The sequence below is a fragment of the Wenzhouxiangella limi genome (assembly GCF_010499265.1).
Lineage (GTDB): Bacteria > Pseudomonadota > Gammaproteobacteria > Xanthomonadales > Wenzhouxiangellaceae > Wenzhouxiangella > Wenzhouxiangella limi.
Map to the genome: position 1 here is coordinate 31,266 of NZ_JAAGSC010000044.1, position 11,890 is coordinate 43,155.

12 protein-coding genes and 1 pseudogene are annotated in these 11,890 nt (G+C 60.5%); 8 read left to right on the plus strand and 5 right to left on the minus strand.

Annotation, left to right across the window (positions count from 1 at the left end; all coding sequences use genetic code 11):
- A pseudogene (locus G3I74_RS13725) lies at positions 1 to 279 on the plus strand (CDF family Co(II)/Ni(II) efflux transporter DmeF); the annotation flags it as partial.
- Positions 280 to 380: 101 nt separating this feature from the next.
- On the opposite strand, the gene G3I74_RS13730 reads toward G3I74_RS13725, so the two are convergent.
- Both G3I74_RS13730 and G3I74_RS13735 read right to left on the minus strand, forming a co-directional pair.
- A complete protein-coding gene (locus G3I74_RS13730) occupies positions 381 to 803 on the minus strand; it encodes an HMA2 domain-containing protein (protein ID WP_164212184.1) in 423 nt (140 codons plus the stop codon).
- Between the two features lie 84 nt (positions 804 to 887).
- Positions 888 to 1,862, minus strand: coding sequence for a hypothetical protein (locus tag G3I74_RS13735; protein WP_164212185.1), 975 nt, complete (start codon positions 1,860 to 1,862; stop codon positions 888 to 890).
- Positions 1,863 to 2,342: 480 nt separating this feature from the next.
- Between G3I74_RS13735 and G3I74_RS13740 the strand changes: the two genes are divergently transcribed.
- A complete protein-coding gene (locus tag G3I74_RS13740; protein ID WP_164212186.1) occupies positions 2,343 to 3,959 on the plus strand; it encodes a BCCT family transporter in 1,617 nt (538 codons plus the stop codon).
- Here G3I74_RS13740 and G3I74_RS13745 read toward each other — a convergent pair whose 3' ends face one another.
- Positions 3,960 to 4,208 carry a hypothetical protein gene (locus G3I74_RS13745; protein ID WP_164212187.1) on the minus strand — a complete coding sequence of 83 codons (249 nt, stop codon included), beginning with the start codon at positions 4,206 to 4,208 and terminating at the stop codon, positions 3,960 to 3,962.
- 177 nt (positions 4,209 to 4,385) lie between these two features.
- Here G3I74_RS13745 and G3I74_RS13750 point away from each other — a divergent pair, with 177 nt between their 5' ends.
- The 4 genes from G3I74_RS13750 to G3I74_RS13765 all read left to right on the plus strand — a co-directional run bounded on the left by G3I74_RS13750 (position 4,386) and on the right by G3I74_RS13765 (position 6,953).
- Positions 4,386 to 4,772 carry a DUF302 domain-containing protein gene (locus tag G3I74_RS13750; protein WP_164212188.1) on the plus strand — a complete coding sequence of 129 codons (387 nt, stop codon included), beginning with the start codon at positions 4,386 to 4,388 and terminating at the stop codon, positions 4,770 to 4,772.
- Positions 4,773 to 4,948: 176 nt separating this feature from the next.
- Entirely contained in the window at positions 4,949 to 5,662 is a 714-nt protein-coding gene (locus G3I74_RS13755; protein ID WP_164212189.1) for a Crp/Fnr family transcriptional regulator, read from the plus strand.
- 161 nt (positions 5,663 to 5,823) lie between these two features.
- Positions 5,824 to 6,486 (plus strand): Crp/Fnr family transcriptional regulator, encoded by a 663-nt coding sequence (locus tag G3I74_RS13760; protein ID WP_338063118.1) that lies wholly within the window; start codon positions 5,824 to 5,826, stop codon positions 6,484 to 6,486.
- 152 nt (positions 6,487 to 6,638) lie between these two features.
- Complete coding sequence (locus tag G3I74_RS13765; protein ID WP_164212191.1) at positions 6,639 to 6,953, plus strand: hypothetical protein; 315 nt, start codon at positions 6,639 to 6,641, stop codon at positions 6,951 to 6,953.
- 78 nt (positions 6,954 to 7,031) lie between these two features.
- Here the strand turns inward: G3I74_RS13765 and G3I74_RS13770 are convergent, their stop codons facing one another.
- Both G3I74_RS13770 and G3I74_RS13775 read right to left on the minus strand, forming a co-directional pair.
- On the minus strand, positions 7,032 to 7,181 hold the full coding sequence (locus G3I74_RS13770; RefSeq protein ID WP_164212192.1) for a lmo0937 family membrane protein: 150 nt from the start codon (positions 7,179 to 7,181) through the stop codon (positions 7,032 to 7,034).
- Positions 7,182 to 7,358: 177 nt separating this feature from the next.
- The gene (locus G3I74_RS13775) at positions 7,359 to 9,320 is read right to left on the minus strand and encodes a HAMP domain-containing methyl-accepting chemotaxis protein (protein ID WP_164212193.1); all 1,962 of its coding nucleotides are present in this window, start codon (positions 9,318 to 9,320) and stop codon (positions 7,359 to 7,361) included.
- 307 nt (positions 9,321 to 9,627) lie between these two features.
- Here G3I74_RS13775 and G3I74_RS13780 point away from each other — a divergent pair, with 307 nt between their 5' ends.
- Positions 9,628 to 10,629 (plus strand): TauD/TfdA dioxygenase family protein, encoded by a 1,002-nt coding sequence (locus G3I74_RS13780; protein ID WP_164212194.1) that lies wholly within the window; start codon positions 9,628 to 9,630, stop codon positions 10,627 to 10,629.
- Positions 10,630 to 10,642: 13 nt separating this feature from the next.
- Positions 10,643 to 11,875: a lytic murein transglycosylase gene (locus tag G3I74_RS13785; protein ID WP_164212195.1), complete on the plus strand. Its 1,233-nt coding sequence runs from the start codon at positions 10,643 to 10,645 to the stop codon at positions 11,873 to 11,875.
- Positions 11,876 to 11,890 lie beyond the last annotated feature (15 nt).

Sequence of the window (11,890 nt, forward strand, 5' to 3'; positions counted from 1 at the left end):
GTGAAATCCACCAGTGCCGTTCTGCTTGATCGGCAGGCACCGGACGATTTAGTGCGGGCGATTCGCTCGAGCGTGGAATCCGATGGCGATTGCCGCGTGACCGATCTCCACGTCTGGTCGATTGGTCCCGGTATCCATGCGGCCATCATTGCTCTGGTGAGCGAAAAGCTGTCGAGCCCGGATGACTATCGGAAGCGCCTGCCAGAGGGTCACGGTCTGGTCCATGTCTCCATCGAAATTCACCAGGCCGGTACGATCAGTCGGCCGGATCGCGCATAAGGGTCGAATAGGGAGCCCTGGACTCAGCCTGGTCACCGCACAAACTGGTCGAAGGCTTCCAGCGCTTCGATGGCGCGTCGCGTTCCGGTTTCTCGCCAGGCTCAGCGCAGCAGCGTGCCGCGATTGCGCAGCAAGTGATAGGCGGTAAAGGCGAGGAAGGCCCAGCCCATGCGCTCGTGCGTCTTCTTGCTGCCCAAGTAGGCGTAGCCGATCGTGCCCGCGAGGGTGGTGATCATGCCGACCTTGCCGGCGAGATTGATTTGCCGCGAGAGATCCCGGCGCCGCCTTTGTGCGCGCGCCTGATGATCCGTACACAGGCGCTCGAGCCGCTCTTCCAGTGCCTCCATTTCGACCTGCTGCGGATCGTAGAGCACGACGAGCGAGGCGGCCGCCGGGTTCAGCCGCACTTCGCTGACGCCGGGGATAGCGCGCACCTCTGCCTCGATCGGTTCAGCAGCGCGGCGCGTGCGGAGGATGGGTGATCGGACGCGCAGGCGACCGGTGACCGCATTGACAAGGACCATGGTGTTCCGAACAGAGCTGGGTGCTTAGATGCAAATCATACCCGGTCTCATTCAGTAACTCCACCCAGTCCAGCGGCGCGCGCTTCAGAATTTCAGCGTGGCGCGCAGCCGCACGTCGCGATCGCGCTGCGCGATGACCGCGCCTTCGCGCAAATCCTGCTCCTGACGCCAGCGGGCCCGGAACTGCACGCGCAGCGGCTGGCTGACCTGCCAGCTCCAGCGCACTTCGGCCAGCGAGTCGTTGGGTCGATAGTCGTTGGCGATCAGCCACCCGGCATCGGCCTGCCCGACCACGACGCCGACGGTGTGGCGGGGGAGGATTTCGACCAGGTCGGCGCCCAACTGCCAGGCAAGACCATCAGCCTGCCCGCTTTGCGGTATCCCGACCACTGGGTTGTCCGGCCGGTTGAACGCGTGCCCGACCGAACCGGCCACAACCAGCCGCGTGGCCGATGTGCCGATTGTCGTGCCGACATCCCAGCCGGCGGCCAGCTTGAGCGCCGCGGCGGTGTAGTCCTCGCGCGGCGGTGACGACGGGCCGTCGACCGCCAGGGCATCCGGATACCAGGTCAGGGTCAGCGCGCGCAGGAAGATCGGGCCGATCTCGGCATCGCTTTCCAGCGTGGCAAAGGCGCTGATGCGGCTGCCGGAGTCATCAAACTGCAGCGGCGGGCGGGTCACGATGCCGTTGCCGTCACGGCTGTTGTACTGGCCGGTCACGGTCGCTTCCCAGTCCTCGGTCAGCTGCCGGCCCAGATAGAAACCGTCGGTCCAGCCGACGTCGATGTTGGAGGCCTGGTTTCGGTCCAGGCTCTTGCCGGTGATCAGCGGCAGCTTGAAATTGCTCTGCAGCCGTCCGACCCGAAGCTCGGTCCGGCGATCATCGGACCGGTACTGCACAAAGAGTTCGTCCAGGGTCATGGAGCCCGGCTCGATCGAGGTTGGGCTCTGGCGCGCTGATCGAATAAAGAAGTCGGGGTCGTTGCCGCGATCTTCGTAGCGCGTTGCAAAGCGGCCCTGCACGCGCCAGTTGCTATCGATATCGTTGCGCAACCGCATTCGCAGGCGCCCGCCGATGGTGTCGCTGTCGGTTTCGCTTCCGGCGCGGGTATCGCGCCAGGACGCCGAATAGATTGCGCGCAGGTCGCCGCTAAACTCCCATGAACCCTGTTCTGAAGCAATAGCAGGATTTATCAGTAAACCGAAGGCCAAAACGACAATGGCCGGATAAGAAGAAAACGTATTCATAATAATGATGTTAGCGAAGACTCATGGACACAGTAGTACATTTTTTCAAACTACGTTTGTTTCAAGAGCAATTTCCGGTACGAAAAACTCGCTGGCGGTATGACAGCAAATTTCGCAAAGACAAACTCTACCGGCCAGGCCCAATCCAGCCACGCGGCTGGAAATCAGGAAACAGGACGTTTATAGTCCTTGTTCTCCACATTACTCCCATCGAAGCTTCTGCCTGTCAATCGTGGCTGCTTCCGTCATGCACCCGGCTGCCGGGCCTGGATCCATCCAGGAGGATGATTCATGAGCAAAAACACCGATAAAAATCTCTCCGAGGAAATCGAACAGCTCGAAGAGGATTATGAAACCGACTACCGGATCGGCCAGGACAACATCCAGTGGCTTGGTCTCGATCTGCACAACCCGGTCTTTATCGTCAGCGCGGTGCTGATTCTGGCGTTCGTGATGATCGCGCTGATTGCGCCCGAAGCGTCCAATGAGCGGCTTACCGGCATCCGGGTCTGGATCGGTGAGACCTTTGACTGGCTGTTTCTGTCGGCCGGGAGTTTCTTTGTATTGTTTTGCCTCTTGCTGATCGTCATGCCCTTCGGCAAGATCCGAATCGGTGGTGAGGACGCGCGGCCCGATTTTTCCTATTTCGCCTGGTTCTCGATGCTGTTTGCTGCCGGAATGGGTATCGGGCTGATGTTCTGGAGCGTGGCCGAACCGGTGGGATACTTTACCGAGTGGGCCGGTACGCCGCTCAATACCGAAGGCGGTAATGCCCGCGCCGCGCTGGGCGCGACCATGTACCACTGGGGGTTCCACCCCTGGGCGATCTATGGTGTGGTTGCCCTGGCGCTGGCCTTTTTTTCCTACAACAAGGGTCTGCCGCTGACCATTCGCTCAACCTTCTACCCGCTGCTGGGCGAGCGCGTATGGGGTCCGATCGGGCACGTCATCGATACCGTGGCAGTGCTGTCAACGCTGTTCGGCCTCGTGACCTCACTCGGGCTGGGTGCCCAGCAAGCCGCCAGCGGCATGGCCTTCCTGTTTGATATCCCGGGCGGTCAGCTGACGCAGATCATCATCATCGCCGGCGTCACGTCGGTCGCCCTGATTTCAGTGCTTCGCGGTATCGATGGCGGTGTCAAGGTGCTCAGCAATCTGAACATGGTGCTTGCCGGCGTGCTGCTGCTGTTTGTCATCATCGCCGGCGGCCTGATGGCGTTCTTCGCCAACTTTGGCACCACCGTGGCCGGTTATGCCCAGTACATGCTGCCCCTGAGCAATCCGATCGGCCGCGAGGACGATGTCTTCTACCACTCCTGGACCATCTTCTTCTGGGCCTGGTGGATTTCCTGGTCTCCTTTCGTCGGCATGTTCATCGGTCGGGTCTCGCGCGGCCGCACGATTCGTGAGTTTTTGATCGCGGTGCTGCTTGTGCCGGTGGTCGTGACAACCGTCTGGATGACGGCCTTCGGCGGCGGGGGTATCGGTCAGGTTGTCGACCAGGTCGGCGAGCTCGCCGACGGCATCAGTGATTCGTCGCTGGCGCTGTTCCAGATGCTGGATAACATGCCGTTCACGGCCGTTACCTCCTTTCTGGGCATCACCACGGTGCTGGTGTTTTTCATCACCTCGTCTGATTCCGGCTCGCTGGTGATCGACTCGATCACCTCCGGCGGCAAGACCGATGCTCCGACCAGCCAGCGCGTGTTCTGGGTCATTATCGAGGGCGTACTTGCAGCGGTTTTGCTGAGCCTCGGGGGTACGGCCTCGCTGAACGCCCTGCAAGCGGGCGCGGTCAGTTCAGGCCTGCCATTCACCATTTTGCTGCTGCTGATCTGCGTGAGCCTGTGGATCGGTCTTTCGCACGAGCGTAAAGTGATGTCTCTTCAGGATCAGCACCAATCTTAGCTACCATCGCATGCCCATCGACAGCAGGTTATACGCGCAGGGTCGATCCTCGGGCAGTGGCTGTCGCTTGGGTCGAGGCGGATCCAGATCAGGCAGAATCGCCGCCAGAAGGAGCTGGTGGCGCGCGCACCAGTCCGGCCACCAGTCCGGTGGGTCCATGCCGATGATCGTGAACTCAAGGTCATGGCGTTCGACGGTCACGCCGGCGTCTGCCCAGACCCGCAACAGGTTTTGCACTTGGTGTTCCATGTCGCTCCCGTCCTTTAGAAATCGGATGGCTGAGCTTTGTTTATACGTTACGGGCAGACTCGAATCCGTTCGCTAAGTCACATAATCGACAAGTGAGGTCCCGTTAAAGCGCGTATGATCAGTAGTTAGGGGTTCAGGCTTTGGCGGACTGACTCAAAACTCGATCGAGGCGTAGCCATGAGATACGACATTAGCAAGACGCTGGAAACGACACCCCGGCAGGCGCGCGAACGCGTCATGGAAGTGCTGGCGAGCGAAGGCTTCGGCGTACTGAGCGAAATCGATGTTCAGGCGACCATGAAGAAGAAGCTCGATCGCGACATGCCTTACTACACCATCCTGGGTGCCTGCAACCCCGCAATGGCGTGGAAGGCGCTGGAACGCGAACCGAAGATCGGAACGATGCTGCCGTGCAACGTGATCTTGCGCGAGCTCGAGAGCGGTAATGTCGAAGTGTCCGCGGTCGATCCGCAGGCTTCGATGCAGGCGGTCGAAAATCCCGAACTCGGCGAAGTCGCAGATGAAGTCAGAATGCGGCTGCGGAAAGTGATCGAAGCCGTTTGACGGATAGCGGGAGATCCAGGCAACCCTGTCTGTTGAGCGCGTCGGTCCATGTCTCGTAACTTCCAGCAAATTCGCAAGCATGTTGCCAAGGACATGAAACAGCACCGAGTTCGCTCGAGCCTTCTTTCAACCCTTTGGGTGAGATGTTATCGTTGATAGGGGACCAGGAGAAGAATATGAACTCAAAACCAGAGAGCAATCAGTTGCTCGCTCTGTTGCCTCAGGAGTCGAAGGACCGAATCTTTCCACAACTGCAGGAAGTGACCTTGGCTCAGGGGGAAAATGTGTATGTCGACGGTAGCGACATGGATTATGTCTATTTTCCGGTTGATTGTCTGATTTCTCTGGTCTACGTCAGGCGCAGTGGCCGCTCGGCCGAGATCTCGGTGCTTGGTCGCGAGGGCATCGTTGGCATCGCCATCTCCATTGGCGAGGACAGGACGCCCAGTCGGGCGGCCGTTCAGATTCCAGGTATGGCCTACCGGCTGTCGACGCCTGTATTCAGGCGACAAGTCGGCTCGGATCCGAGCTTCCGCTGGTTGATGCTGAGCTATTCTCGCTCCCTGATTGCCCAGATGGCCCAGACTGCGTCGTGCAATCGACATCACACTTTAGACCAGCAGCTGTGCCGCTGGCTGCTGTTGTCGATGGACCGTCTGCCGAGCCAGCAGCTGACCTTGACCGATAAACTGCTTGCTGAAATGCTCGGGGTTGCCCAGGACGACATTGTCGATGTGGCGAAGCGGCTACACGACGCAGGGATTATCCGCTACGAAGCCGGGACTATCATGGTGCTCGATCGTGGCGGTCTGGAAAAGTTTTGCTGCGAGTGCTACTCCTTTATTATGGAGGAAAGTGACCGTCTGGCTATTAGTGCGGACCCTCTGTAGTCGCCCACTTGCTGGCTTTAAAACTGCCCGGCCGGGGGCGGGATTCCAAAGTTTTGGGCTGCTCACATCTGTGATATTCTCGCAAAGGTTGCGGGTCGGGTGAGGTGTTGATGGAGAGCGGACCGGAATAAAACGAGTTACTCGCGTTGTTGCCTCAAGCGGTGAAGGATCGAGTATTTCCTCTGCTGCAGGAAATCCGGCTGCCGCTGGGAACGGAGGTATACGCCTCCGGCCAGAACGCGAAGTACGTGTATTTCCCTGCCGATTGTATCGTCTCGATACTGTACGTCTTGCTCGACGGCCACACGGCTGAGATTTCCGTGGTGGGCAAAGAAGGCGTTATGGGGATCGCGGTGTTCATGGGCGGGGAAAGCACGCCCAGTCAGGCGATCGTGCAGAGCGCTGGTTTGGCCTATCGGCTGCCGGCCGCCGAGCTCAGACGCCAGTTCAATGACGAGCCGGCCCTGCGCGTGCTGTTGCTGCGCTACACCCAGGCCCTGATCACCCAGATGGCCCAGACTGCTGTGTGCAATCGGCACCACACCATAGACCAGCAACTGTGTCGCTGGCTATTGCTGTCGCTGGACCGATTGCCGAGTAACCGGCTGACCATGACCCAGGAACTGATCGCCAACATGCTGGGGGTGCGTCGCGAAACGGTGACCGAAGCGGCTCGCAAGCTGCAGGATCTGGGTGCGATCCGCTACAAGCGGGGTCGTATCACCGTGCTTGACCGTCCGCTCGTCGAAAAGCGCAGCTGTGAGTGCTACGCCGTGGTCAAGCAGGAGACAGACCGGCTGGCGGCTTACGCCAAGACGCTCTGAAGCATCGTCACGCTGAGTTAGCGGAAAAGCAATGGGTTTACTGATCAGGGCCAATTTCGGCCGGATTGAAGCACGAGCGTTCGCTGCCGAACAGACGCCCAGCTTCAGGATTGTCATTTTGGACGTTCGACATTTGAAAAGAGCGACTGGGGATGACAACCTACACCATGAACGGCCACAGGCACTCAAGCACCAAGATTCAACCCGAAATTCTTCAGGGAATCGTGGGAAACCAGGTCGCGCAGGTTACCCGGGCGAGATGGCGTCTACGGCCGCGACCCGAATTCAGCTGCCTCGAAAGTGCCAATCCGCAGATGCAGATTCAGGCAGCGCTTGCCCAAATCGAAGACCTGCTGCAAAAGAACGGTCAACTTCTGGAAACCTTGCTGCTGCTCAGCCGAGCGCTTAACGATGCCTACTCATTACTCAATAATAACGAACGGATTGATCGGCTCAGGGTTATATGAAGCTGCTGTGCGCTCGCTGCCAAGAGCGTGTAGTCAGGTCGACTGGCGTGAGAACCATGGTCGCTGCGACGCAGCGGGTTACCCGACTCGCCGTCCGCTGATCAACTGGAAGACCACAACGATGACCGCAACAACGATCAGAAGGTGAATCAATCCACCCATCGTGGTGCCGCTAACGAACCCGAGAAGCCAGAGTACGATGAGGATCGCGGCGATGGTAAATAGCATAATCTTCATTCCTTTCGTTCAGTGAACGAATCAGAGGCAAGCGAAGATTATGCACCTTTGGCCGAATATTATCGGTGCGCTGCCGCACAGTTCGTCAGGGCTTTCTGACGGGCACCCTGAAAGTCGTTCGGCGACCACGATGACGTGGTCGCCGAACCGGGCCGTTGTGCGAGTTGTTCAGAAGCGCTCGAAGCCGCTGTCGTCGAAATCACCCTTGTCTTCCGATGACCCGGAGGCTTGTGGCTGTTTTGATGTGCGTGCGACCCGCGGGGCGCCCGAAGAGCGCCCGCTGCCGCCACTTCCAGAGACGATGTCAAGCTTGAAGAACGACATCATTTCCTGCAGTTGCTGGGCCTGGCTGCTCATCTCTTCGGAAGTGGAAGCGAGCTCTTCGGAGGCCGAGGCATTCTGCTGGGTGATCTGGTCCATCTGGCCCATGGAGGTCGTGATCTGACCCGTACCTTCGGCCTGTTCGTTGGAGGCTGCGGCGATTTCCTGGACCAGGTCGGCGGTCTTGGTGATGCTGGGGACGATTTCTTCCAGCAGCTTCCCGGCCCGCTCGGCGACCGACACGCTGTTGCTGGCCAGCCCGCTGATTTCCTGCGAGGCGACCTGGCTGCGTTCGGCCAGCTTGCGGACTTCGGCGGCCACCACGGCAAAGCCCTTGCCGTGCTCGCCGGCGCGGGCGGCCTCGATAGCGGCATTGAGCGCCAGCAGGTTGGTCTGGTAGGCGATGTCTTCGATGATGCTGATCTTGTCGGCGATGTTGCGCATGGCCTCCACGGTCTGGGTAACCGCTTCTCCACCTTCCTGGCCCTGTTCGGAAGACTTGATCGCCATGGTGTCGGTGACCCGCGCATTTTCTGCGTTCTGCGCGATCGAGCTGGAGATCTGTTCGACCGATGCGCTGGTCTCTTCGACGCTGGCCGCCTGCTCGCTGGAGGACTGGCTCAGGCTCTGGGCGGTCGCGCTGACCTCTTCGCTGGCGCTGGCCAGGCCGTCGGCGTTGGTGCGAACTTCGGACACAATCCGGCGCAGCTGTTCGACCATCTGCACCAGGGCGGCCAGGATGCCTGTTTTCTCGCCCTCGGCGATGCGCACATCCAGATTGCCTTCAGCCACTTCGTGGGCGATGCGCTGGATTTCGGCCGGCTCGCCGCCCACCTTGCGCAACACGTCACGCATGATGAAGATCACTACACCGATGGCAATCAGCACGGCAAGCAGCGAGACGATCAGCACCGTGCGAATGGTGGATGCGTTGCTCGCCTGGACGCGAGGCCCGAGCTCATCCTGGTCTTCGGTCACCGACATCGTGACGCCGTCGAGCGCATCGGCGATCCGCGGACCATTGGCGTCGAGCACGTTCGTGAGGATGTCGTTACGTTCGTTGATGATGTCGTGAGCCTGGTTGAAGGCCTGCACGTACTGGTCCATGGACTGGCGCAGTTCAGATAACCGCTGCCGCCGCTCCGGGTTTTCGAGGGCGTCATCCAGCGCCTGGATCTCGCGATTCAGATTGGTCTCGAGTTCCAGGATGGCTCTGTCGTAGTCTTCCTCGCTGTTGGATTCGAGGAAGCGGATGGCATACAGGCGGCCTAGCAGCAGTTGCTGCTGGGCAACACCGGCAAAGTAGGTGGCCTCGGCGTCGCCGGCGGCAAAGGCGGACTCGATGATGTCGGTCAGGGCCTGTCGTGCCTCGATACCCTGAACATCCATGATGCCGGTAACGACGTCGTTTCGCTGTCCGACCAGCTCGACGACCTGCGGGAAAGCGTCCTCGTATTCCTGGATCAGTCGGTCTGCTTCATCCACCAGTCGGGCCCGCTCGGGGTTCTGGATCTCGCGCTGGGCGTCTTCCATCAAGCGCTTGACTTCGGCCATGTATTCATTGAACTGGTCGATATCCTGCTGGCTCCAGGTGATCTGGTAGTCCTTGACGTTCATGCGAACCATCAGCAGGTTCATCTGGAGCTCGCCGGCAAGATTGGAATCGCGCGCCAAACCGCGATATTCGGTGAAGCCCTCGTCGGCGACGTTCAGTCCGTTCCATGCGCTCCCGCTGACGATGAGCAGCATGACGATGACGATGCCGAATCCAAGAAACAGCAGCGTTTTGAGCTTCATTCTTTGCAGCATGACGGTGACTCCTCGGTGGACCGTTTAGCCGGATCAGGTCGCTGGGCGGGGCGCTGGAGGACAGCTCTCGTCGCGCGGCGCGAGGCGGAAACGGATATTGACAGTGGCTCTCGTCCCCTCAATGGACGCTAGCAGTCTAGGCCTCCACTTGATGCATGGAATTGACTCATATCAAATTCATAGAATGGATAAGTATCTGTAAATGCTATGAAATAACATACCTTCACGGGTCTCTCCGCTTTTCCTTCCGACGTCCGGCTGCCTTCGCTGCTTTCGTTTTCATTTCTCGTGCGTTACGGTTATCGGCATGACAAAGATTCCCTCGCCCGATCCGGCGCGCGTGCGCGCGATTGCCAACCACGGCGGATCGATTCTCCCGCTCGAGCCCCTGGGGGCGGAAGTGCACGGGATCGATCTGTCTGACGACAAGCCGCCGCCAGAAGTGATAGACGCCCTTGAGCAGGAAATGGCCAGAAGAGGATTCCTGGTCTTCAAAAGTCGCAAGACATTGGAACCTGAGGATTTTCTTCGCGCCAGTAGCTGGTGGGGCGGCAAAGTGCTCCACAGCACTCATGGCGTGCATCCGGCCACGCCCGGCGGCAACCGGCATATTTTCCGCTTGTCCAACGATCGCCGTTACGGTATCCCGGGCGTCGGTCCGCAATGGCATAACGACGGCAGCTTCAACACCGACACTTTCTCGCACGCCGGCTACCACATCATCCGGCCGGCCGAAAAAGGCGGTGGCACCTATTTCGCTCATCAGGGCGCGGCCTATGACGCGCTCCCGGAAGAGCGACAGGCATTCTGGCGGCGTCTGTCCTCGGTCAACTCTACCTCCGGCGTGGTTCATCCGGCGGTGCACCAGCATCCGGTGTCGGGCCGAAAAAGCCTGTGGCTGCATCTGGGCATGACGGGTGCGGTGATCGAAAAGCAGCCCGATGGCGAGGGCTTCCGGCTGCTTGACGCCGAGCAACTCAAGCGGCTTTGCCATGAGTACAACGACATTCTCAATGCCGGCCTGGAGAACGGTTACGCCATCGCCTACGAGTACGAGGAAAACGACTGTCTTTTCATCGACAATCTGGCCGTCGCGCACCGCGCCTCTCCCGAGGCGCACCTGCCTGCCGACGAGCAGGGCCTGCGGATCATGCACCGCAGCACGGTTCGCGGGGTCGCCGACTTCAAGCCCGGTTTCGGGCTGCCCTTGCACCTCAACATCCGGGGGCCGAGTCCGTTCGGGGAGGGTGTCTGGCAGGCAGGGGGGGTCGGCTTCCGTTGGGACGACGGCATTCCCATGCAGAATTGACGGGCGTTTGAGAATGACGGTCTTCAAGCCCCTCATTCTGGCGCTGACTCTGATGATGGCCGGCGGTGGGGTCGCGCAGGCTGATGACGCGGAATTTCGCGCCTGCCTGGACGATCTGACCTCCGTGGCGCGGGCCCGGGGCATCCCCGGCGAGCTGGCCGACCAGGTTCTGGGCGAGCTCGAGTTTCAGCCGCGGGTCATCGAGCTCGATCGCGCCCAGCCCGAATTTCAGCAGACTTTCGCCGGCTATCTGCGCGCTCGCGTCACGCGCGAGCGCATCGAGCGCGGCCGCGCGCTGCTGGCCCAGCATCGTCAGTTGCTCGACGAACTGACGCGCGAGTACGGCGTGCCGGGCCACTATCTGGTTGCGTTGTGGGGCATGGAGTCGAATTTCGGCCGCTACACCGGGCGGATGCCGGTCCTCGACTCGGTGGCGACCCTGGCCTGCGATCCACGCCGCAGCGAGTTCTTTCGCGACGAGCTTATGGCGGCGCTCCGCCTGGTCGAACGCGAGTCGCTGACGCCGGCGGCCATGCTCGGGTCCTGGGCCGGCGCCATGGGCCAGACCCAGTTCATGCCCTCGTCTTACTATGCGCATGCGGTTGACGGTGACGGCGACGGTCAGATCGACCTTTGGCATAGCCTCGCCGATGCCCTGGCTTCTGGCGCCAACTACCTGCAAAGCCTGGGCTGGAACAGCGGTGAGCGCTGGGGGCGGGAGGTCAGCGTATCGCCTGATTTTGCCTTTGAAAAAACCGGCATCGAACAGGCTCGGTCACTCGCCGAGTGGGCCGAGCTGGGCGTGCGCCGCGCCGATGGTGGCGCATTGCCGCTGGCTGACATGAGCGGGCGTTTGCTGTTGCCAATGGGGCATGGCGGGCCGGCTTTTCTGGTCTATGACAACTTCGATGTAATCCTGGACTGGAACCGCTCGACCTTGTACGCGATCGCGGTCGGTTATCTGGCCGATCGCATCGTCGGCGCTGGCCCGCTGCGCGCCGAGCTGCCTGAGCGTGATACGACGATCGCCACAGCGGAAATCGCCGAGCTTCAGCGAAGGCTCGCGGCAGCAGGTTACCGTCCCGGCGAGGCCGACGGTATTCTGGGTCCGGCCACCCAGGCTGCGCTGCGCGAATTCCAGCGCGACAGCGGTTTGATCGCCGATGGCTATCCCGACGAGCGAACCCGTGCCGCGTTACAGACCGGAGCCGGGGCTGCTGAGTCGGTTGAACCGGCGTCCGGATGACGGAGGATTTTCAGG